Raw genomic sequence first — 22,518 nt, 5'->3', positions numbered from 1 at the left:
TCATATTTTTTTCATTTGTCTCAGTACCTCAGTTGGATAGAGGGTTCGCCTCCTAAGCGGCAGATTGTTCGATTCCTTCGAGCAATGAAAATTGCATAAATCTTAAAAATGTCTCAGTAGCTCAGCTGGATAGAGCACACGCCTCCTAAGCGTGGGGTCGGAGGTTCAAATCCTCTCTGGGACGCCAGAAAGCACCGCTGCAAGCCTTTTTCGGGGTTTGCAGCGTTTTTTTGTTCCTCCTTCTCCCGGTAATTTCGCTTCTGTTACCGGGAGATTTTTATACGCCGCATGATGTATATTTGCTAATTGGACTCGAACGCTTTTCAGAAATTTGCTAAGAAAATTCTGCGTTTTGCTAATTCGATTTTTCGGATCACTTTGCCGGGGCTTGCGCCGCTATCAGGGCTGCGAGCGCACTCGCCAGCTCCGGCGACTTCTGAAGCTGCTCCACAAGGCTTTCAAGGTCCAGGGTCGCAGGTTCCGATTTTGCCGGTTCCTCCGGCGGACGGACATTGCGGAGATCAGGCTTGGCATAGAAGGCAGTCTCGAATTTCTGAGCATTGACCTTTCTATCCTCGTCCAGAATGTGAGCATAGATACTGGTTATCATGTCGATCTCGGCATGGCCTGTATCGCCCTGGGTGGCTTTCAGATCGCCGTGGTTCAGTTTCAGCTTGTAGGTGGTACTGGAATGACGGAGAGAATGAAAGACCACCTTCGGCAGCCCTGCGTCCTCACGGAGCTTTGCAAACTCTTTGAGGATGATCCGATCCTCGCAGGGCCGTCCATTGGGAAGTGCCACCACCAGATCGAAGTCCTGATACTCGTCGCCCAGGAAGCCTTTCAGCTCGTCCTGGGACTTCTTCCATTCCCGCAGGATGTAGGCAAGCGTTTTCGGCAGCCACACCTTACGGATACTGGAATCGGTTTTCGGCTTTTTCAGAATAATTCTTGTGCTGGTGTTCGGCATGAGCGGAGTGAAGATGTAATAGATATCCTTCTCACCCAGCGTTTCAATCGCCCGTTTGGAAGCCCGTGTCAGCTCCTTGTCGATGTAGACATAGGCATTATCCGCCGCAATATCTTCATCGGAAATATGGACGTTCTCCCAGGTCAGCCCCAGGATTTCACCCATACGCAGAGAGCAGGCAAAAGACAGATTCATTGCTACATAGAGCTTGCTGTCCGTGCATTTGTCCAGGGCAAGACGGATCATATCCGCTGTCCAGATATCCCGTTTCGCATACTCCGTTTTCGGGAGGATCACATTGTCAAAGGGATTTCTTGCAATGATTTCCCATCGTACTGCCTGCTTAAACGCACACCGCAGGAGCTTGATGATTTTTTCAATGGTCTTGTCGCTGACATAGGTGGTAACGGCCTTTCGGGTCTTGGTAGATACCGACTTGGTTTTCTGCAAGGTCTGGATATAACCGTCAACCGCACGGGGAGTAACCGCCTGTACCTCCATATCGCCGATGATTGGATTGATATAGTTTGCAATCAGAGCCGTTTGGCTGTCATACATAGACACGCCCCATTTCTTTTCTCCGTAAAGAGATACGAAGTCATAAAGGAACTCGGTGATCGTCTGATTGCTTGGAGGGAGAAAAGTTCCCGTGTGCTGCTGATTTTCGATTTCCGCCTTGCGCTTCAAGGCCTCTTTGTGGGTATGCCAGGTTTCCCACTTCTGTTTGGCTTCTCCGTTTTCATCCACATAGTTGTAAACAACGGAATAGTTTTTCTTTCGCTTGATTATAGATGCCATATCGTTCTTCCTTTCTTGGATCACAGGTCGAGGGAGTCAAGCCACTCGTCAAATGACCGCTTGGAAATGCGTATGGCGTTACCAATTCGCACGATTTTGAAGTGCCCTTCTTTTACAAGGATATATGCGGAAGTTCTTCCGATACCCAAAATTTGAGCAATATCGTCAACCGTATATGTCCTTCTTTCAGGGGTTTCTTTTTTCGTGCCGTTCCATGTTTGAGACATGAGAACCCCCTTTCAGTTATGAAAAGGAACAGCACGAATATGTGTGGGTAATATAACTTCCACTATTATTTTACCGTGCTGCTCCGTGTTTGTCTGCTGCTAATTGAAAAGTTTACGATCTATCCATAAACTTTCAAAAAAGAAAAGTAGGCTTACGGACGGCTGCTGGCACAGCTCCACGGGAGTCTAACCCCGGCCCATGCTGATGGGTGCGGCGCACAATGCTTTGTGGGCGTTCAATGCGCGAGTATCTTTGACCCTGCCCGTGTGTCATCGCCCGCAAGCTGCCACGCTTGCTTTGCGGTCTGGTGCTGTTCGCTCGCCCATTACAGTGGTCCCGTCCTGCGGACTTGAAACGAGGTCATGGCGCACCGGCCGTATGGCTCGGCACAAACAGGAATGTATCCGTTTGCCTTATACTGCGGCGTTGGCCTCCCAACGGGCTTTCTTTGTCAAGGTGCTGCCTTCGGCCACGAAAGAGAGAAACAGGGAAAGGGTAAGCTGTTTCCGCTTTCAGACCGGGCTTGTCAGCTCATGCTGACAATGGAATGAATGAGCTTGATCTCCAATCGGCGCTTCATGTACTCGTCCACCCGAACATGGGGCTGACCGTCAGGATCGTAAAGCGTCCGCGTGCAGAGCTTATTGATATAGCCCTCATAATACCGGAGTACCTGATCCACAGCCTGAGAGTCCCCGTCACGGGCGGCGGCAATCACCGAAAGAGGAAGAAGCTCCTTGCCCTTGTAAGTGGGTTTCTTCATACCTTCAACCTCCCTTCGGCATGAGTGCGGCCAACTTGATCCGCAGCTCGGTCAATGATTTTGCCCTTCGCCGCTGAACGGCGCTGCGAGACATTCCAACAAGGCGGCCAACCTCCTGATCCGGCAGGTCCAGAACAAAATGCAGGATCAAAATACTCTGCTCCTGAACAGACAAACCGGCGAAGGCATCAGCCACAAGCTCGTTTTCAATATGCAGGTCATACCCATGGGACGAGAATGTAAATCTGTCACTGGGGTAATGATCTACAACGCAGAGCTTGTCCATCTCCATCTGCGGAAGGTCGCTGAATGACAGTTCCCTGTCACGGCGCCTCTGCATTTCCCGAAGGTAGTCGATTGCCTCATGGTACAGTACCAGCTTGCAGTAAGCATCGAACTGGCACCGCTCGCCATAGTCATTGCGGGGGATCATATCCATCTTTTCACCCCCTTTCCTGGGGGAATGAGGTGGGTTTCTCCCTTTCCGCTAACAAGGCGAACGCAAAGCCGCTCGCTACCCGCTAAAAGCCTCCTTTTTGAAAATTTCTTAAAAAATTTTTTCGAGGCGGGATTGTCCTCGGAAAACAGCAAAAAGCGCCCAGCAAGTCGCAACGGACCTGCAGGGCGCAGAAATGTTTTATAAAGAAGATTGCTTACATGGTATAGTTCATATCCAAAGCCGGACGGCTCCGATGGAGGGGCAATGCTTTTTTTAATTGATGTAGATCATGGGAGCTTTGAAAAAGCAAAAGAGACACGGCAAATTAACCTCCAAGCGGCTACCGTGTCCCTGCAAGTCGTCATTAGTTTGTGTAAACGCAAAGAAACGGCGGCTCTGAAATTGTCCTTCAAAACCGCCGATTGAGTTCAAACCTTAAAATAGCGCACGAAATTATCTGCCCCAGTCAACGGTTTTTTTCTTTCCCCGGACGGGGCAGATAACTTATTATGCAGAGCGGAGCCGATGTGCGCTAATCGGTTCCTTGTACTTTCTCCTTCAGCTTTCGGAAAGATGTATCACTGATGGCGTGTTCGATCCGGCAAGCCTCCTGTTCTGCCGTTTCAAGATCAACGCCAGCGGCCACAAGCTGCTCCATAAAAAATCGGTGCCGCTCATAGATTTTCTCGGCAACCTCCTGACCTATGGCGGTCAGATGGAGAAATCCATCGTCATCCACGATCAGAAAACCACCGTTCTTCAAACCGCCCACCGCATGGCTGATGCTCGGTTTGCTAAAGCCCATGTGCCGGGCAAGATCAACGGAGCGAACCACGCCCTGTTTCCTTTGAAGAACCAACACGGCCTCTAAGTAATCCTCGCCTGACGCATATAGTTTCATTGCCTCCTCCTTCCCACGGCTATTTTAGTTTCCATCCAATCGCTTTCTTGCGAATACCAATGAAATCTGCATAAATACCAGGCTGCCTTATCAAATCCTCATGTTTGCCTGTCTGAACAATGTGACCACCAGACAACACGAAAATTTGATCTGCGTTTCTGACTGTTTTTAGCCGATGAGCTATCATAATAACCGTTTTATTCTTCGTCAGCTCTGAAATAGCGCCCATCAGAAGATTTTCATTCTCTGGATCAACACTTGATGTAGCTTCGTCTAAAATGATGATAGGAGCGTCTTTCAAGATTGCTCTGGCAATCGAAATCCGTTGTTTTTCACCGCCGGACAATGTAGCGCCTCCCTCACCAATAACGGTGTCGTAGCCATCAGGCAGACTCATAATAAAATCATGGCAGCACGCCTTTTGAGCTGCTTTTACAACTTCGTTATGGGAAGCCGCTGGATTGCCGAATTTGATATTATTTTCTATGGTATCAGCAAAAAGATATACCTTCTGGAATACCTCACTGATATTGGTGAGCAGACTGTCCAGTGTGTAATCTCGAACATCTATACCGCCGATTGTAATTTTTCCATCGTCAACATCCCAAAACCGGGCGATCAGGTTACAAAGCGTACTTTTTCCGGCACCGGACGGACCGACGATAGCCGTTACGGTTCTTTCGGGTATAGTCAGGCTCACATGATCCAGAACCTGGTGTTCGCCATAAGAAAAAGAAACATCATCAAAAACAATATTGTAATTTTCAGGCTTTACGGGTTTACCATGTTCGTCCATGACGGGAGTTTTGTCAATTTCGTTTACTTTGTCAATCGAAACATCCAGTAACCGCAGGAGTGCGGAAGTATTTCCGGCTGACTGAAGCTGACCAAAGAGCATAAAGGATGCTACTGTCATCAGCAGACAAATGGAAAGCGCCATTGTTCCATTCAGGTAAAAGTACAGTCCCTCCGCTATAACAAGAATACTTGTTCCGTAGAGAATGATTTGTTGCAGCATATTGTAAGGGACGAATGTACGCTCTAATTTCAGATTTTTATCCTTGCTGTCCAGAATTGCCTGTCTCATTTTGCTATTGGAATTTTGACCGAGATTAAAGGATTTTACAATCAGCATCCCTTGAACGTATTCCAGCACATTAGAAACGAGGGCCTCCTGGGCCTGCTGTCTTTGTGGCGAAACCGTTTCCGATTTTTTCTGTAACCGGCCGATGCACCATGTAAAAAGCAGAATCCCGCACAAAATCGTCAGTCCGATCCGCCAGTCGATACAGAGCATAACAATAGTAATAATCGCTGCATGGATATAGCCGCCTAATATGTTGGTTAGCACCATGGACGCATTATTTTCAATATCGCCCATAGTCGTAGTGACGACAGAAGTCAAATTCCCCAAATTGTGATCGTTGAAATACCCCATCGGCATATATTTCATGCGATCTCCAATATGAATCCGTTTCTCCGCGCACATAAAATATCCAATTTGCACCTTGCCGAAATCTGAAATGTAGCTGCAATAAATTTTAAGCAGCATACTTGCCAGGGTGATTCCAAATATCATCCAGATCATAGACGTAGTAAAACCGTCTGTTAAACCCGAAAAAACCATGGCTAATGCTCCAAAGGACATCATATCAAAAAGGGAGTGCAGGACAGAAAAAAGGATAGCTTTTTTCATTGTCCCCTGCATTTTCCCTGAAAACTGATAAATCTTGCTTAATGTCTTTATCATCTTCGCACCTCCTACGCCACATCTTTTGTGTCCATGTGCGCTTTCCACATTTCCTGATAGAGCGTACAGGAAGTCAATAAGTTTTCATGTGTTCCTTCGTCAATAATCTGCCCATCTTTTATGACAACAATTTTATCTGCATCGGTAATCGTAGAAAGACGGTGCGCAATCATCAGAACGGTTTTCCCGGCAATCACTTTTGCCATTGCCTCTTGAATTAAGGCTTCATTCTCGGCGTCAATGTAAGCGGTTGCCTCGTCAAGAATAACAATCGGCGCATTTTTCAGTACAGCGCGGGCAATCGCAATTCTCTGGCGCTCACCGCCCGACAAGTGACCTCCTGCACCTCCGACAACTGTATGGAATCCATTTTCCAGATTCAGAATGAAATCATAGCAGCCACAATCTCTGGCAGCCTGATATACTTCTTCATCCGTTGCGGATGGTTTTCCCATACGGATATTTTCTAAAACAGTTTCGTCAAAAAGATAGTTGTCCTGTGAAATATAAGCGATGTTATCCATAAGCTGTGACAACGGAATTTTGCGAATATCTGTTCCGTCTAACTTGACAGTTCCGTTTGTTACATCCCAAAATCCCGCAATCAGCTTCGTAATGGTAGACTTGCCGCCGCCACTGGGACCGACAAAAGCGGTAATGCTGTTTTCTGGAATAGAAAGGTTGATATTTTTTAGCAACGGCTTTTCGCTTTCATACGAAAAGCTGACGTTTTCTAACACAATATTGGAAGAATGAATAGACACCGGCATTTCCGGGCGATCCAGTTCTTTTTCATCCAATACGGCGCACAATTCCCCGACTACTGATTTCATTTGAGAAATGCTGTCCGTAAAGTTCATGGCATTTAAAATTGGTGTGATAATACCCAATGACAGCACGATACAGGTAACAAATGCCGGAACGCTCAGGCTCCCGTTCCGGTACAGGACACAGCCAATAGGAAGAACACACACTAACACACTGGGCCAGATTGTAACAAGCATGGATTTGTAAAGCTGCACGCTTTTCATCCAGTTCACAGCATAGGCCGCATTATCTTCAACGGCATCTGAATATTTCTGGTAAGAATTAGCAGACTGATTAAACGCCTTAATGACTTCTATTCCGCCGATATACTCAACCACAGTGCTGGTCATTTTACGCACGCGCATAATAAGACCCTGGAATTTTTCTTCATATCCATTTGCCATTCCCTTATAGCACAACATACCAATCGGCAGGGTAATCAATGCAGCCAGCGCCATTCTCCAATCCAAAAACAGTAGGTAAATCAGAATACAAATCGGAATACAGAGATTCGCTGTCAGCTCCGGTACTAAATGCGCAAGGGTCGTTTCCATTCCCTCCACACGATCTACCAAGACATTTTTTAATTCTCCCGATGGGGTGTTAATCATATAGCCCATCGGAACCCTGGTAAGTTTATCTGCTAGTTTCAGGCGGATCTCCGCCAGAGTTGCGAAAGTGGCCGTATGGGAAACTAAAGTAGAGAAATTTGCAAAGCATACTTTCCCAAGGAAACCAATTCCCGCAATCAGACACCACTCCATATAGACGGACACAGATGTCTCTCCATCCATCAAGAGAATCACAATTTTTGAAACTGCAAAAAACGGCAGCAATCCGGCGGCAACACCCAGGATTGCCAAAATCACTGAAAGAACATATTCACCCTTATATGGAGCGGCAAGTTCCATCAGTCTGGACATGGGATTATCTTTCTTGTCCATTTCACATACGCTCCTTTTCATAAAAATAGAGGTTGGTTAAACGCTTCTAACCAACCTCTATTATATCTATTCGGCTATTTTCTGCCACTCTGATAGGGCGTTAAACCCTCCATTTAGACATTGGATTATATTTATTCCGCAGGCTGTACGTTATCGATCTCAAAGAACTGTGGCACGCTGGAGAAAGTATATCCGGCGATTTTGGAGGAATTATATACAACCAGATCCTTAGAATAGGAGATCGGAAGGTCAATCACATTGTCGTTGGAAACATTCAGTGCAGTAGCAATCGCACTCTGAACCACTTCGGGATCAGCAGAGGTGGAGAACGCATTTACCGCATCCGAATAGCTCTGGAAATCCTCAAGTGCCTGCAAGGAAATAGCATGAGGATCAGCACCGAGGGATTCCTGCAGGAACTTGTGCGGTTCAGTATAAGACCCTTCTGTATTCCATGTTGTAATGTCATAATTTCCTGCAACGCCTTCGGTCCACCAGGTCATCTGATCCTGGCCGGTAGTGGTTACGTCAATACCAACCTCTGCAAGCTGGGTCTTAATTGCAAGAGCCATGTCCTGTGCAAGAGAAAGATCAGTCCAATAGGTGTAATTCAGGGAAAGCTGCTGTCCATCTTTTTCACGGATACCAGTGCTTTCATTCATCACCCATCCAGCTTCATCCAGAAGTGCATTTGCTTTATCCAGATCATAGCTCCATGTGCTGTTATAAGTAATGTCTGTGTAGGGCGCTCCGGGTGCAAACAGGCTGGTGGCCGGAGTTTCGTATCCATAGGTCAGGCCCTTGGTGATTTCTTCCTTATTGACAGCGTATGCAATCGCCTGGCGAACCTTAAGATCGCTCAAAATTTCGCTGGACGCATTCAGAACCAGGTTCCGGGTCAGGGTATTTCCATCATTGATTGCGCCCTCGATCCCATCCAGAGAAAGAGCCTGATTATAGTCATCATAGCTGAGAAGGTCAGCACCGTAAATCAGGTCAACCTCACCAGTCTGTAATGCCTGAAGTCTGGAAGATGCCTCCGGGATATACTTTATGACAACTTCATCATAGTAAGGAGCTTCGCCCCAATAGTTTTCATTTCTGACAAAACGGGTGCAGTCACCGGAAATCATTTCTTCGCGGATGTATGGACCAGTGCCGACAACATCTGTGAATGTCTGGAAGTTTTCAGCTTCAAACACATTCGGGGACATCATACCAGCAACATTCTGGAAGCAGAAGTCATTGATATAAGAGAAGCAAGGGGCAGCATAATGAACGGCCACCGTGTATTCGTCAACAACCTCTACGCTTTCAATGTTGTAAATGCCCTTGATACCGCTAAAATTAGGGTTGGAACGGTCAAAGTCCAGAATTTCCTTTACGCTTTCCGCATTAAAAGCGGCTCCATCTGTAAAAGCAACATCCTGACGGAGCTTAAAGGTAAGGACAGTATTTGTCTCATCCCATCCCCATTCCTCGGCCAGTTTGGGAACAATTTCCCCGTCCTCGTAGGCAACCAAAGTCTCATAGACCAGGCCGCAGGCGATATTATTCTCCTTGTTCATGGTCAGTGTCGTAAGGCTGTCCAGTTCCTTTGCTGTGACGATTGTCAGCACCTTCGCTTCGTTTTCATTAGCCGCTTGCGTCTGCTCGGAGGTATCGCTCTGACCGCAGCCAACCATGGACAGAAGCATACTCACGCCCAATGCAGCGGCGAGAAGTTTCTTGTAAATCTGTTTCATGTTATCCTTGTCCTTTCTGGTTTGATAATTGATCTATTAGATAACCTTGCTCGGCGATCCGTCCCTCCTGCATGATGATAATCCGATTCGCAATACGCATTGCATCCTTTCTGCTATGCGTAATGAAAATGCAGGAGCTGTCGGATAGCTTCACAAAGTTCTCTACTAAAGTAAGTACGGCGTCTGCCGAAATCAGGTCAAGCCCGCTGGTTACTTCATCCATGATTAAGTAATCAGGTTCCACGGCAATCGCCCGAAGCAAAGAGAGCCGCCTCTGTTCGCCGCCCGAAAGCTGACGGACAGGCGTTTCCAAAAGCCCATAATCCATGTGTACGGCATCCATCAAATCTAAAATATGTTTTTTTCTTTCGGCTCTTTTCTTATCAGTTAAGTTCACCAGTGCTTCTTCTACATTTGCGTATGCAGACCTGGCAGGATTTAAAGTGCCGGAAGAATCCTGAAAAACAGCCTGTATTTTTTTACGGTGCCGTTTCCATGTTCGATAATTCCAACAGGTTATATCTTCACCATCCAGTAATATTTTGCCAGAAGTTGGTTTCTCAATGCCGATCAGAAGTCTTGCCAGCGTGCTTTTTCCCGATCCGCTTTCTCCCTCAATAGCAAGACTTTCACCTTTACAAAGGTGGAGGTTGATGTCCGAAAGCGCATTAAAATCTCCCTGGTTCACATTATGATATACCTGATTTACATTCTGGATTACAATTTCTCCCATTTCCATTCACCCCGACTTTCCCTATGGCTCAACGCGGAAAATTGTTTCATCCAGTCTGTCTGCGGACTTGACAAGAGTTTATCCATCGTTCCATGCTCAATAATTTTTCCGGCTCCCAGAACATAAACGTTCTGACATAAGTTTTTAAGTGCGGCCACATCATGGGATACAAATAATATGCCTTTGTCCTTCATTTGCTCCTGCATGATGAGAAGCAATAAATCCCTGTTTTCTTCATCCAATGCAGCGGTTGGTTCATCGGCTAAAACATAATCCGGCGACATTCCCAATAAGATTGCCGCAGCTACTCGTTGTAGCATTCCGCCTGATAGTTCAGACGGATACGCACCCAAAATCCGATCCGTGTCTTTTAGATTTACGGAAACCAGTTTCTCTTTCGCCAGGTCAGTTGCTTCACTTGTATTCAAATGCAAACGATTGACAAAGGTTTCCCGCATCTGATAACCGATTTTTAATCGGCTGTCAAAAGCCGTCATAGGGTTCTGGGGGATAAATCCAAGCTTCTTCCCACAAAGCTCACGATGTGACTTGCGGGAAAGATGTGATAAATCTATATCGTCCAACAAAATTTTCCCGGCATCAATATGACAGCTTGTGTGAAGCATTCCCAAAATGCTCCGCAGCAAAGTTGTTTTTCCAGAGCCGCTTTTACCTGTAAGTCCAATCACACGGCCTGCAGGAATTTCCATAGATATGTCTTTCAGAAGGTAGCGGCCTGACCGTTCCTTGACATCTAACTGTTCAATTTTTAACATCACTCTGCCTCCTTCGTTGTCAACTGCCTGCCAATGACGTTAAAGCAGAGTGTCGATAAAATTACCGCCCCTATTGGATAGAGAATCATGGTCGGGTGAAGAACCAAAGCACCCCTTGCGTCTAAAATCATACTTCCCCAATCTACTACATTATCACCAAGCCCTAATCCAATAAAGGAAAATCCGGTAATAGCCAGAATCATATCCGCACAGGAAAGGCACAGAAAGCGAATCATTTCGGCAATCAAATTCGGGAAAATATGAATCAGCATGATTCTGAGCTTTGAAGCGCCGGAAGCGATTGCACACATGACATAGGCTTTTCCCATTTCCATGTCGGTACGGGTACGAACCAATTTTATGTATCTCAAAATGTAAGACACAGTGAGCGCGACAAGAGTAGTTTTCGCTCCGCTGCCCCAGGCCCCAATAAACACAATTAAATACGCAATCGGGGGGATGGCTGTAACAGCGTTAATCAGGCCATCAATAAGTGCATTTTCTTTCATAACGGCCCGGCTTGTCACCATTCCGATAACAGTGCCAAGCAGAAAAACAATAAGAGAGCCTCCTAATACAATCCCCAGCGTTGTCCAGCCACCATAAAGAATCCGTGACAGAATGCAGCGCCCTAAAGCATCCGTACCAAACGGATATTCTGCGCTGGGATCAGCATATCTCTCCAACAAGTTTGATTTCATTGGATCGTTGGGTGCAAATAAAAATCCGGCAAAAAAGAAAATAATCACAAGGGTTGGAATGAAAATCGCACACCATTTCCGAAAACGCTTCGTTTTCATTTACGCCACCCCCTTTTTACGCCCGATTGCCCACTGCACCAAGTCAGCGGCAATGTTGCAAAGAGCAATCGCCAGCGCCAGAAAAAACACCTCGGCGTGTATCATGGGAGTATCGCGATCAAGCACATGGTTTACAATCAGATAACCAAATCCCGGAATTGAAAAAATGGATTCAATCACCGTTGCGTTAGCCAGTGCCAAACCAATGCTTTGTAAAAAGTTTGGAACTAAACCCATCGCTGCCCGCGGAAAAAAATGGCACAGCAAAAGCCTTTTTTCCGAAAGCCCACGGCAACGGGCATAAAATGCGTAATCCTCGTTGCTTTCATGCTCCAGAGCATCCATCAGAAGCGGCGTATAGAAAGAAGCCCCGAATACGCCAATGCAGATTGCCGGAGATATGTAGCTGAGTAGGGTTGTATTTCCTGCCACAGAAATTAAGGACTTTTGAACAGCAAAATAATCCAGATAAACGGTTGCCAAATAGAAAGAGGGTATGGACACACCCAAAATGCACAAAAGCCTGACTGCCTTTTTCGGAAGTTTCCAGGGAAGTAAAAAGGCAATACAACTAACGATTACAATGAAAACAACCTGAAAGATAGATGCCAGAGCTACAATTCCAAGCGTTTTCGGAAAGGCTGTGGCAATATCCGTCCAAACATCATGTCCATTTGCCAAAGAAACGCCTAAATCAAAATGCAGTAAGTCCCATACCCAACGGCCATACTGGACAAGCAATGGTTTATCAAACCCCAACTGAATCCGAATCTTTTCAATCTGTTCCGCTGTGGGGTTTCCAATCATCCTCTTTGCATAAGCTGTGGCTGGATCAACGGATGACAGTCTCATCAGCAAGAAAGACAGTAGAGTTACAAACAATAAAGTAAATATCAGCTCAACCAGTTTCCGTAGGATATATTTTCTCATATCCCGTTTCATAATACCGACTCCTTCGCGGGTTAGAACAGTCTAACCTCTATTCAAAAAAAAGAGCGTCTGCACGACGCTCTTAAATCATCTGCTAGTACAGATGATAGTATATTGTATCTGGTATTTTGCCGCCACTCTAAAAAGACCAAACATCCTCTATTTGGACAACTTTTTTCGGAACTCGGAAGGCAGTTCTCCAAATTCCTTTTTGAATACTTCGGAAAATTTACTTGGATTATCGTATCCCATTTTAGCCGCAATTTCTGTTATGCTGTCAGAAGTATCCCGAAGCAAGATCGTGGCAGCCTGCATACGATAGGATTTCATATAAGCATAAATAGAACACCCATAAACGCCCTTGAAGCAAACCTTCATTGAGGTAAGAGGAATTTCAAATTTTTCTGATAACTCCTGCAAAGTATAATGGTTGCGAAGATCAGCTGTCATATATTCCTGCATTTTCTTTATTGTTTGTACTTGATTTCTTGCAAAATATCTTCGTTCTTCCTGGTAATCCTGAAGCGAAACCTGATTCAGAAACATCAGCAATTCCAACACTTTCACTTTTAAATAGTAAGCGATCATCCGAGGCTCCACCCGATAAAGTTCCGAAAAAATATGTTCAATTTCGCTTTGAGTTCTTAATACAATGCAGGTATCATTCTTGCAAAACTTATCTGCAATCGAAAAGACATCTATATTCAGACCTCCAATCACACTTTCTATCCGCTTCATAGTTTGATCTGCCGTAGGCAGATCAATGGTAATAGAAATGCCGTGATAATGCGACAACGGAAAGTAAGTTGATGTAGTTTCGTTTGTCAGGCGGTTAATTGCAAGATCGCCAGCACCGACATACTGATAATCTCCATTAGCAAATTCGCATTCAAAACGTCCCTCCCGGCAATGATTGATTTCAAGTACATCAGAGTGCGGAAGCTTGTTTTGATTCTGTCCATTGCTCATGTGAAAATCATTATAGAATAATTCAATACCCGGAAGAATTTCATAGCGAGTGATAACACCCTCTCCAGTTACATTTTTCATTCTGTAAATGGAGCAGCCATCTTCGCTGACAATTTTTTGAATTTCCGGGTCAAAAAAGTCTGTAAATTGCTGTTCGCTCATTTGTATTTCCTCCTGGGGTTAGCATAGGCAAACCACGGTTAGTATAGCATCTTTTCATGGCCGCAGTCCATAGATATTTTTTGAATTTTGAAGTATGCGTGTTGATTCTCTATCCTTAATCCTTGCCTGAAAGCATCCGATGAAGCCGCATTGAAGCAAAATAAAGGTTGAATATAATCTTCGCAGCTTACACCCTGCACATTCATATCTGAAAAATAGTTCATTTTCCAGTCGGATACAACAGCACCTTGCTTTGTAACAACCTGTGAAATCTGGCCTGTTCCCATATCAGCCGGAATATCTATTGTCACTGTCTGCGGAGAGTTGGAGAGCAGATCGTGGTACAGCTTCGTCATGTATTGATTTGTCATTGTGTGCCCTCTTTTTTGAGTTAGTTGAAACTAAGTATATAATACTTCATATTTGGTAGTCAGTTAAGGAGGGCAGGACATAACAAAGAATTATAAAATGTATGTGTGGTACATATCAAATCATTCCATGTGCAAACTATGAAATATAGAATGTATGTGGGTGATGTTGAATGGCAAAAGTTAAAGACTGCCCTGGCTTTGAAACCTTCGGTGCAGATGTAAAAGAAGCACGGAAGGCGAAGAACCTTGCACGAAAAGATTTAGCCGAAAAGGTGAACATTGATACCAGGTATCTTGCCAACATTGAAAACGAGGGCACGATCCCCAGCCTGCCGGTCATCATACAGCTTGTAAAAATCTGCGGTCTGCCAATGGAGAGATATTTCAATCCAGAGGTCATGCGAGAGGAAAGCGAGCTGCGCCAGCGGGTCGGACAGAAGTTAAAGCTCTGCCCGGAACAGTATTTGCCTATCGTGGAAGGTGCCATTGACGGGGCCTTAAAAATTGAAAAGCCGAATGAAGAAACGGAGGGTGTCTGAACATCCTCTGTTTTTCTTATTTTGCGGGCATTTTGAGGTTTCCGAAACGCTTTATAAGTAGGGATAAGATACGATAGCAAGCACAGCAAGCGAGTACCCGCTTGCGAATTTTGAGATTTTCAGGTCCCTTACCCGAAAATTCAAAATTGCTTGTTGGGATAGTCCCAAACCCTTATGAGGAACGGAGGCGGCGCATGGCAAACCGAAAGCGAAATATTCAAATAAAATTCTATGTCACGGAGGACGAAAAACGGCTCATAGACGAAAAAATGAGCCAGTTACCCACACGCAGATATGGCGCTTACCTCCGCAAGATGGCGATTGACGGATATATCATCTATACGGACACCGCAGATATCAAGGCATTTACCAAAGAGCTTTCCGCCATTGGTCGGAATATCAACCAGATTGCCAAGCGGATCAACGCCGGAGGTCCTGCGTATCAGGCCGACATGGACGAGATACGGGAAAGGCTGGATGAGATATGGCAGTTACAAAGACACATCCTATCAAGTCAACGCTGAAAGCCGCCATTGACTATATCTGTAACCCGGAAAAGACGGACGGAAAGCTGCTTGTTTCTTCCTATGGCTGTGCCGCCGAAACTGCGGATATCGAATTTTCCTGGACCCGCCGCCATGCCATCGACAAGGGAACGAACCTGGGCCGTCACCTGATCCAAGCCTTTCAGCCTGGGGAGGTTACGCCGGAACAGGCCCATGAGATCGGCATGGAGCTTGCAAAAGAAATCCTGGGCGGCAAGTATGAATTTGTACTTACTACCCATATAGACAAAGATCATGTTCATAACCACCTGATTTTCAATGCGGTCAGCTTTGCGGATCACAAGCACTATCATTCCAACAAGCGGAGTTATCACTATATCCGCCGCACTTCCGACCGGCTTTGCAAGGAACACGGTCTGTCTGTCATCATCCCCGGACAGGACAAGGGCAAGAGCTATATTGAACATCAGGCTGCGCAGAACGGCACCAGCTATAAGGCAAAGCTGAAAGCGGCCATCGACCGGCTCCTGCCAGCCTGTTCCAACCTGGAAGAACTGCTTCGCCGCCTGCAGAGGGAAGGTTATGAGATCAAGCGCGGCAAGTATATCTCCGCCAGAGCGCCAGATCAGGAACGATTCACCCGTCTGAAAACCCTGGGTGCGGACTACACCGAAGAAGCCCTTGCTGCCCGGATCGCCAGACACGCCAGACCTTCCCGCCAGCCGAAACAGCAGGACGGAAAGATCAGCCTGTTCATTGATATTCAGAACAACATCAAGGCGCAGCAGAGTGCAGGTTTCACCCATTGGGCGAAGCTGAACAATCTGAAACAGGCCGCCAAGACCATGAATTTCCTGACCGAACACGGGATAAGCAGTTATGGAGAACTGGAAAGCAAATTGACCGCAATATCCGCACGCAGGGATACCGCTCATGCAGAGATCAAGCGGGTAGAAAGCAGAAGCACCGAACTTGCCCTTGTGATGAAGCACGCCGGAACTTACCGTCAGCTAAAACCGCTCTATGACCGATACCGCAAATCAAATGACAAAGAAAAGTTTCTGCGGGGGCATGAGAGCGAGATCATCCTTTTTGAAGCAGCCGCCAGAGAATTGAAACGGCTGGGGGCTGTGCCGCTGCCGACAACGGAAAGCATGAAAACGGAGCTTGCTAATCTCAACGCAGAAAAGGAACGGCTCCTTACGGAGTACAAAACCGCAAGAACCGAAGCCCAGGAATACGATACCATCAAGCAGAATGTGGATGCGCTGCTGGCCGTTCCAAAGGAACAGGAACAACAGCGGCGGCATGAGCTGGAATAATTTTCTCTGAAAGACACTGGGCGCAGCTCCCGGCATCCTGTATAATGGAACTGCGGAAGGAGGTTTTACCGATGACAAGAAGCGAAGCAATCAAAGCATTTTTCTTCAAAAGTGTACTGCCCGTAATCGTGGCGCTGATCCTGTATTGTATTTTCAAATCCGCCTGCATGAAGAACGGAGAGCTTGACTATGTATGGCTCTGGATACTCTGCGGGCTGCCGTTTGGCCTCCATCGGATGTGCCTCTGGATCGTGCCGGGCGGCGGCTCCCTGGGTGGAGGGATCGCCCTGTTTGCATTGAACTTTATTATCGGCGGCGTGATAGGCGGTTTCGTTCTGGCATGGCGGTTGATTGTGGCGGTATGGTATGTGCCGCTGACGGTGTACCGGCTGATCGTTGGATGATTTTTTGCGTTATGGAAATATGGAAAACTGCCGCTCGTGCCGATGGAAAAGCCATTCACAACCTGATGGAAAAAGACAAGCCTTTTCCCACAGGTCTGCAAACAGCTTTCCCACAGCCTCACAATCCTAGCAGTTTACGCACATTCCCACAACGCCTACTGCGGCGGCTATCCATCCTTTCCTATCCAATCCTAATGAGAAAATACTATGGAAATTCCTTTTCAACGGAGGTACAATTTGTACCCCTGTTCAAACAACAGAACCGTGTTAAAGTAATTTGATGATAGCAAAAAGAAAAAGCGGGAGTACAGCCAATCGGATGAACCGAAAAGCTGTACTCCCGTTTTGTGTATCAGAAAGTGTTTGGAATCGAGCCATTTTCTCTATGTGCCAGCAAGCAGACCGACACATGAGAAATCATAAAGGCTCTCTTTGAAAGTACGGATACAGGGAATTATTCTGCGGTTTTTCTACCCTTATCCTCACAAATTTTAGATCGTTTGGAACTGTAATGCGGACAAGCGACCAGACACGCCCGGAAACTCTGCTTGCAGCCGTGAACACATTTTTTACAGATATGGTTATACTGCCGCCTGCCGTTCTCACCCAGGAAGAACGCCCATTCCAGCCGCCATTTCTTGCTTCGACTCATAGGCAGTCATGCTCCGGCACATCACGGCCGGGCTTCTTGCCCTCCGGGGGCTTGTGCTCGGCACACTCCCGTTTTGCGTCCTCCAACCTCTCACGGATGGAAGGCTTCTCCGGCGTTGTCCGCTCTGCATACTCCTGGGCTTTTTCCAATTCTTCGCCGCGTCTGCCGTTGTTGATAACGCCGTCGATCATGCCGTAGTCATCCTCCAGCGTCATTTCAGCGGTGCGGAGAGGATTGTCCTTCTCCGGCTGCTCCGCTGCCACGGCAAAGGCCCGTGTACCATTTCCCATGATAAGATACTTTCCATCATCGGAAATATGGTGGACACCGTAACCGGCCGCCTCCATCTGTTCCCGGCTCATAGCCGTCACCTGAAAGCTGCCCCTCGGTGTCTGCACACGCTCGCCAGTTTCAAAACGGTCTGGCAGATAAGCGAGGTCTTGCTTCTCTGCTGGGACAGGAAGAACAACGATATTGCCATTGATCTGCATAAATCGTTCCGGCGTTTTGAACTGTTCCGTGTATTTCTGAATCAGTTCCGGGGACAGGGAGGCAAAATCTTCCTCACCAAGTCCAACCACCAAAAAAGTCCCTGCTACGATATCATAAATTTCTCCATTTTCATCCCGCAGCCCACGGTTCAGATCAAGCCCGATGAGCTTTCCTTCATCATTGCAGACCAGCGCCACCGGGTCAGAATAGGGATAGGTTGCCCCAATATCACCGCCAACCTCTGCCTGCAGGGAATGAAGGTCGGGGTCGATCTCCTTCACATAGGGTTCCTTCATAGGTTCCACTACAAGCACAGTCATCTTTTCCGAGGCAACCTTCTCCGCAGCGGACAGCATTTCATCCGCATGGGACTTCTCCGGGTCATCCAGAGCGGCCTTGACCTCCGCCGGATCAAAATCAAGAAATTCCTCATAGCCCGTGGCATCCTTGAATTTTTCAATCTCCGAAGGAAGATAGTCTTCCTGCGTCTGTCCCAGCGCCGCCAGCTTTTCATCCAAAGCGGAAATGCGTCCGGCCATCAGATTTTCGTAAAGTTCTTCCTTTGCGGCGTGTGCCTCCGGGTGCTCCGCCGCATACTGCGGATCGTTCTGACGGAAAAACTCGTCCATGTCAAAGGCAATATCCATAGCCCACTCGGATTTTTCTTCTTCGGGAAGATCATCCTGAAAGGTCATCACCCGGTACTCGTCGGGGATACTGCCGCGCTCACCGTCGTAATACTCATGGAAACTGTCACCCGTATCACGCACATAGCCCTGATCCGTGAAGGTGCCGTTTTCCTCCAACGCAACGTCCCGGCCGTAGGCCTCATAGTCGATGTAATTCTGCAAATGCTCTGGCACCTGCATAACGTCCAGTTCTTCGATGTAATAGCGGCCCAGATCGTCATAGTCATGGATATCGGGGTAAACCTCATAGCAATCCAGATTCTCGGTGAGGTTGATGATCTCCTGCAGGCTGCCGCAATGGTCGCCCATTTCCATACCGGCCTGAAACTGTGCGTATTCGCTTTCGCTCATTTCATCCAGCTTCGATGCCAGATAATTCAGCTCGTCCAGATTTTCGTATTCGCCCAGCTTACTGTAAAGGCCGTCCACATAGCAGTCATAGTCCGTGATGAACCATTCCTCATAGGGCTGGCCGAAGTCATCCCTCTGGCCGATCCCGATCCGCTTAAACACTTCCTTCAATTCTTCGGCGGTGGTGGGAAACTTCACCCACTCGCCCACAAGCTCGCCCTCATTGTACTTCCCAAGATTGGTGATAAAGGCGGCAAAGGGATAATCCTTGTTGTGATCGTAATATGGCATATCAGCACCTCCTTACAGTTCCGGCGCAGACTTTTCCTTATGGGGCTGCGCCTTGTTTTTCTCCGCACATTCCTTCTTGCCCTGTTCCAGCCGTTCCCGGATGGAGGGCTTTTTCTCCGGCTCCGCAGGGTGTTCATGGTTCCACTCGTCGCCGGAGAGAGAAATATATCCGTGTTCCGTAAAATAACCCTGTTCCTCCTGCATGGCATACTTGCCAAAAGGAACGGGGTCGATTGCACTCAGAAGCTCCGGGGGCAGCAGCATATCCATGTGCTGTGCCAGATACCGCCAGCCAAGATCGTTCAGATCACGGATATTGGGCTCAAATACGAAATAGTCGATGTTGGCCGCAAACTCCTTGAACTGCTCCGGCGCTGTCAGCTTGAAGGGCGATGCCTGCACCGCCGCCAGCAGCTCCCGGTCCTCCGGGGAGAGGGCAGCCACCGCCGCCCTCACTTCGGGTAAATGTTCCAAAGCCTTATTTTCTGCCATCAGCACCAACCTTTCTTTTCGGAAATTCCAGCTTGAAATTGATATACTTGCCGCCTGTGTCATCCAGGATCACCGCAGCGTCATAGGTCGATTCTTTCTTTTTAGACCACATCCCCTTGACATTGGTACGGCCCTTTTTCAGAAGGTCCGCCGCCATCTTCTTTGTCAGTTCCTTTTTGCGGCTCGTCCAGAAGCGGTCATTTTTCCAGAGAACAAAACCACAGGACCGATCCGAACAAGCAAAGTTTTTCTTGCCCTCATAGACCGGCTGGCCGCAGCGGGGGCAGGTGCCGATCACTTCCTTCTCCGGGGCAAACAGCTTTTTGCCATCCTCGGAAATGCAGGAATAGGTGGATACAATCTCCCGGATCATTGTGCGGATACCGTCCATGAAGGTATCCGGGTCAGCGCCGCCCTTTGCGATCTCCGTCAATTTCTGTTCCCATTCTGCGGTCAGCATGGGAGAGGTCAGCGGCTCCGGCAGGACCGTGACAAGGTTGATACCGGCTTTTGTGGGGATCAGGCTCTTGCCCTTGCGTTCCACAAATCCGGCTGCCACCAGCTTTTCGATGATTGCCGCCCTGGTCGCAGGCGTGCCAAGGCCTTTTCGCTCCGCTTCATCGGGAATATCATCCTTGCCTGTGTTCTCCATAGCGGACAGGAGGGTATCTTCGGTGTAGGGCTTCGGCGGCTGGGTGAAATGCTCGGTAACAGCAACCTCCGCACCATCAAAAGTCTGCCCTTCGGTGAAGTCCGGGAGCGTGCCGCCGTCCCCATCCACAGGCTTTTCTTTCAGGGAGGCACGGAAAATGCGGTCGATTTCCCGCCAGCCTTCGGAGAGGATGCACTTGCCCTTTGCAGTGAAGGAATAGCCGCCGCAGCCGAAAGTTACCGTGACTGCCTCATACACATACGGCTCCGCCGATGCACACAGCAGCTTGCAGCAGACAAGGAGGAACAAATTGCGCTCGCCCAGAGGCAGACCCTTGATATCTGCTTTCTCAACCTCCATCGTGGGGATAATGGCGTGGTGGTCAGATACATCCTTGTCGGAGATCATGGCCTCTACCAACGGGAAGAAGTTGGAGCAGCCATCAAAGGGCGGCAGCTTTGCCGCCAGGTGGATCACGCAGGAGGCCGTTTCTGCCATGTCGGAGGTCAGATACCGGCTGTCCGTACGGGGATAGGTCAGCAGCTTCTTTTCGTAGAGGCTTTGTGCGTAGTCAAGGGTCTGCTTCGCTGTGTATCCAAACAGGCGGTTTGCCTCACGCTGCAAGGTGGTAAGGTCATAGAGCTTCGGCGGCTGTTCCTTCTTCTGCTCCTTCGTGACAGAGGTACAGGTGACGGCCGCACCCTTGCACATAGCCGCTGCCTGTTCCGCCTCTGCCAGATCGGTGAATTTCTCCGACACCGCCTCGGCCCCATCCAGCACCAAGCGCAGCAGATGATATTTTTCCTTGTGAAACAGCGTGATCTTCGCGTCACGCTCCGCCAGCATTGCCAGTGTGGATGTCTGAACACGGCCCACATTCAAGGTGCGGTGATAGAGAACGGAGAAAAGGCGCGTGGCATTGATCCCCACCAGCCAATCCGCTTTCTGGCGGCAGAGGGCAGATTGATACAGGGCTTCATAATCGGCGCCGGGGCGCAGGTCAGAAAAGCCCTCTCGGATAGCGCTGTCCTCCATCGAAGAAATCCAGAGGCGAAGGACCGGCTTGCGGCAGCCGGTCATTTCATACACCAGACGGAAGATCAGTTCCCCTTCACGCCCGGCATCACAGGCATTGACGATGGTATCCACATCGGGGCGGTCCATCAGGGCGGAGAGATTTTCAAAAGCGTCCTCCTTGCCCGGCGCCAACACATAGCGGAAAGGCTCCGGCAGAATGGGAAGATCATCATAGCGCCATTTCTTGAAACGCTCGTCATAGCCCGCCGCATCCATCGGGGATACCAAGTGTCCCACGCACCAGGATACGAGAAGGCCGTTGCCCTCATAAAAGCCGTCGGCTCTGGATGAAGCACCCAGAGCCGACGCGATAGATTTTGCCACGCTCGGTTTTTCTGCGATAATCAGTTTACTCATTCTTTTCCTCCATTTCCTCGTCCTCGGTCAGATATTCTTCTTCATCCTCCAGGTCGAAATCATCCAGGTCAGAAGGGACTTTCTTACCCTGTTTCGGTTTCAGCACCAGGAAATAGACCGCCGCGCCGCCTCCGGCTGCAAGGATCAACAGCACCGCCAGGATCGCCCCGGCATTGCTTTTCTTTTCGGGTTCCGGATTCTCCGGCTCGGTGGGCTCCGCAGCTTTCTGTTCCGCGCCAACACATTCACTAAGGTTCTTTACGCAGACCGGGCAAGCGGTATTGACCGCTCCGGCCTGGCACTTTTCCGTACAGGTGCAGACAATAGGTGTTTCCGCCTTTTCCCCATCCTCCGTAAGTGCCATGAGGTCGGCTTCATCCACCTGGTTCAGAAAATGCACGGTTTCCTCGCCCTCGTCGTCACGGTCGATAATGAGATAGAACACATTGCCGTTCTTCGTTTCTACTGTAATAAACTGCTTGCCACTGGTGGCAGGGCTGCCGATATCGTCAATCAGTGACAGGTTCCCATCCGGCGTCAGGGCGGCACCGCCATTCAAACCGCCGCCCAGCATACCCAGCAGATTTTCCAGAGTTTCCGCATCCAGA

22 protein-coding genes, 1 tRNA gene and 1 pseudogene are annotated in these 22,518 nt (G+C 48.1%); 6 read left to right on the top strand and 18 right to left on the bottom strand.

Annotated features, from left to right (window positions below; genetic code table 11):
• The first annotated feature begins 110 nt into the window (after window positions 1–110).
• Window positions 111–187, top strand: a tRNA-Arg gene (locus tag DW724_RS06185).
• Window positions 188–373: 186 nt separating this feature from the next.
• On the opposite strand, the gene DW724_RS06180 is transcribed toward DW724_RS06185, so the two are convergent.
• The 4 genes from DW724_RS06180 to DW724_RS06165 all read right to left on the bottom strand — a co-directional run bounded on the left by DW724_RS06180 (window position 374) and on the right by DW724_RS06165 (window position 3,198).
• On the bottom strand, window positions 374–1,768 hold the full coding sequence (locus DW724_RS06180) for a site-specific integrase (protein WP_202183512.1): 1,395 nt from the start codon (window positions 1,766–1,768) through the stop codon (window positions 374–376).
• Between the two features lie 20 nt (window positions 1,769–1,788).
• On the bottom strand, window positions 1,789–1,995 hold the full coding sequence (locus DW724_RS06175) for a helix-turn-helix domain-containing protein (protein WP_005541444.1): 207 nt from the start codon (window positions 1,993–1,995) through the stop codon (window positions 1,789–1,791).
• A gap of 527 nt (window positions 1,996–2,522) precedes the next feature.
• Window positions 2,523–2,759: a helix-turn-helix domain-containing protein gene (locus DW724_RS06170; protein WP_118760978.1), complete on the bottom strand. Its 237-nt coding sequence runs from the start codon at window positions 2,757–2,759 to the stop codon at window positions 2,523–2,525.
• A 4-nt stretch (window positions 2,760–2,763) separates the two neighbouring features.
• The gene (locus DW724_RS06165) at window positions 2,764–3,198 is read right to left on the bottom strand and encodes a sigma-70 family RNA polymerase sigma factor (RefSeq protein WP_005541445.1); all 435 of its coding nucleotides are present in this window, start codon (window positions 3,196–3,198) and stop codon (window positions 2,764–2,766) included.
• A gap of 264 nt (window positions 3,199–3,462) precedes the next feature.
• On the opposite strand from DW724_RS06165, the gene DW724_RS15780 reads away from it, so the two are divergent.
• Window positions 3,463–3,624, top strand: a complete 162-nt coding sequence (locus DW724_RS15780) for a hypothetical protein (RefSeq protein WP_015529866.1) — start codon at window positions 3,463–3,465, stop codon at window positions 3,622–3,624.
• A gap of 106 nt (window positions 3,625–3,730) precedes the next feature.
• Here DW724_RS15780 and DW724_RS06160 read toward each other — a convergent pair whose 3' ends face one another.
• From DW724_RS06160 to DW724_RS06115, 10 genes are all read right to left on the bottom strand, one after another.
• Window positions 3,731–4,099, bottom strand: a complete 369-nt coding sequence (locus DW724_RS06160; protein ID WP_118760977.1) for a metal-dependent transcriptional regulator — start codon at window positions 4,097–4,099, stop codon at window positions 3,731–3,733.
• A 19-nt stretch (window positions 4,100–4,118) separates the two neighbouring features.
• A complete protein-coding gene (locus tag DW724_RS06155) occupies window positions 4,119–5,849 on the bottom strand; it encodes an ABC transporter ATP-binding protein (RefSeq protein ID WP_118760976.1) in 1,731 nt (576 codons plus the stop codon).
• An 11-nt stretch (window positions 5,850–5,860) separates the two neighbouring features.
• On the bottom strand, window positions 5,861–7,600 hold the full coding sequence (locus tag DW724_RS06150; RefSeq protein ID WP_118760975.1) for an ABC transporter ATP-binding protein: 1,740 nt from the start codon (window positions 7,598–7,600) through the stop codon (window positions 5,861–5,863).
• 131 nt (window positions 7,601–7,731) lie between these two features.
• Window positions 7,732–9,345 (bottom strand): nickel ABC transporter substrate-binding protein, encoded by a 1,614-nt coding sequence (locus DW724_RS06145; RefSeq protein ID WP_202183511.1) that lies wholly within the window; start codon window positions 9,343–9,345, stop codon window positions 7,732–7,734.
• Window position 9,346: 1 nt separating this feature from the next.
• Window positions 9,347–10,078 (bottom strand): ATP-binding cassette domain-containing protein, encoded by a 732-nt coding sequence (locus DW724_RS06140; protein WP_243105697.1) that lies wholly within the window; start codon window positions 10,076–10,078, stop codon window positions 9,347–9,349.
• Window positions 10,063–10,854 carry an ATP-binding cassette domain-containing protein gene (locus tag DW724_RS06135; RefSeq protein ID WP_118760973.1) on the bottom strand — a complete coding sequence of 264 codons (792 nt, stop codon included), beginning with the start codon at window positions 10,852–10,854 and terminating at the stop codon, window positions 10,063–10,065. The genes DW724_RS06140 and DW724_RS06135 overlap by 16 nt, the downstream gene beginning before the upstream one ends.
• Complete coding sequence (locus DW724_RS06130) at window positions 10,854–11,654, bottom strand: ABC transporter permease (RefSeq protein WP_097772885.1); 801 nt, start codon at window positions 11,652–11,654, stop codon at window positions 10,854–10,856. The genes DW724_RS06135 and DW724_RS06130 overlap by 1 nt, the downstream gene beginning before the upstream one ends.
• Entirely contained in the window at window positions 11,655–12,596 is a 942-nt protein-coding gene (locus DW724_RS06125; protein WP_005344243.1) for an ABC transporter permease, read from the bottom strand. It lies immediately after the preceding gene.
• Between the two features lie 147 nt (window positions 12,597–12,743).
• Window positions 12,744–13,715, bottom strand: a complete 972-nt coding sequence (locus DW724_RS06120) for a helix-turn-helix domain-containing protein (RefSeq protein WP_118760972.1) — start codon at window positions 13,713–13,715, stop codon at window positions 12,744–12,746.
• A gap of 38 nt (window positions 13,716–13,753) precedes the next feature.
• Entirely contained in the window at window positions 13,754–14,086 is a 333-nt protein-coding gene (locus DW724_RS06115; protein ID WP_442861256.1) for a hypothetical protein, read from the bottom strand.
• Window positions 14,087–14,256: 170 nt separating this feature from the next.
• Here DW724_RS06115 and DW724_RS06110 point away from each other — a divergent pair, with 170 nt between their 5' ends.
• The 4 genes from DW724_RS06110 (at window position 14,257) to DW724_RS06095 (ending at window position 16,857) form a co-directional block, all read left to right on the top strand.
• Entirely contained in the window at window positions 14,257–14,625 is a 369-nt protein-coding gene (locus DW724_RS06110) for a helix-turn-helix transcriptional regulator (protein ID WP_021738115.1), read from the top strand.
• A gap of 194 nt (window positions 14,626–14,819) precedes the next feature.
• Complete coding sequence (locus tag DW724_RS06105) at window positions 14,820–15,149, top strand: MobC family plasmid mobilization relaxosome protein (RefSeq protein ID WP_021632164.1); 330 nt, start codon at window positions 14,820–14,822, stop codon at window positions 15,147–15,149.
• Window positions 15,110–16,453, top strand: a complete 1,344-nt coding sequence (locus DW724_RS06100) for a relaxase/mobilization nuclease domain-containing protein (protein WP_118760971.1) — start codon at window positions 15,110–15,112, stop codon at window positions 16,451–16,453. The genes DW724_RS06105 and DW724_RS06100 overlap by 40 nt, the downstream gene beginning before the upstream one ends.
• 71 nt (window positions 16,454–16,524) lie before the next feature.
• Window positions 16,525–16,857 (top strand): DUF6050 family protein, encoded by a 333-nt coding sequence (locus DW724_RS06095; protein ID WP_117513598.1) that lies wholly within the window; start codon window positions 16,525–16,527, stop codon window positions 16,855–16,857.
• A gap of 648 nt (window positions 16,858–17,505) precedes the next feature.
• On the opposite strand, the gene DW724_RS06085 is transcribed toward DW724_RS06095, so the two are convergent.
• From DW724_RS06085 to DW724_RS16395, 4 genes and pseudogenes are all read right to left on the bottom strand, one after another.
• Window positions 17,506–19,332: an antirestriction protein ArdA gene (locus DW724_RS06085; RefSeq protein ID WP_118760970.1), complete on the bottom strand. Its 1,827-nt coding sequence runs from the start codon at window positions 19,330–19,332 to the stop codon at window positions 17,506–17,508.
• A gap of 12 nt (window positions 19,333–19,344) precedes the next feature.
• Window positions 19,345–19,824 carry a hypothetical protein gene (locus tag DW724_RS06080; RefSeq protein WP_118760969.1) on the bottom strand — a complete coding sequence of 160 codons (480 nt, stop codon included), beginning with the start codon at window positions 19,822–19,824 and terminating at the stop codon, window positions 19,345–19,347.
• Window positions 19,811–21,910 (bottom strand): type IA DNA topoisomerase, encoded by a 2,100-nt coding sequence (locus DW724_RS06075; RefSeq protein ID WP_118760968.1) that lies wholly within the window; start codon window positions 21,908–21,910, stop codon window positions 19,811–19,813. The genes DW724_RS06080 and DW724_RS06075 overlap by 14 nt, the downstream gene beginning before the upstream one ends.
• Window positions 21,903–22,451, bottom strand: a pseudogene (locus DW724_RS16395) (DUF4366 domain-containing protein); the annotation flags it as partial. The pseudogene DW724_RS16395 and the gene DW724_RS06075, both read right to left, overlap by 8 nt.
• Between the last annotated feature and the right edge of the window lie 67 nt (window positions 22,452–22,518).

The sequence above is a fragment of the Butyricicoccus sp. AM27-36 genome (assembly GCF_003480945.1).
Taxonomy (GTDB): domain Bacteria; phylum Bacillota; class Clostridia; order Oscillospirales; family Butyricicoccaceae; genus Agathobaculum; species Agathobaculum butyriciproducens.
The sequence above is the reverse complement of the archived record's forward strand: the minus strand, read 5'-3'. Positions and strand labels throughout refer to the sequence as shown.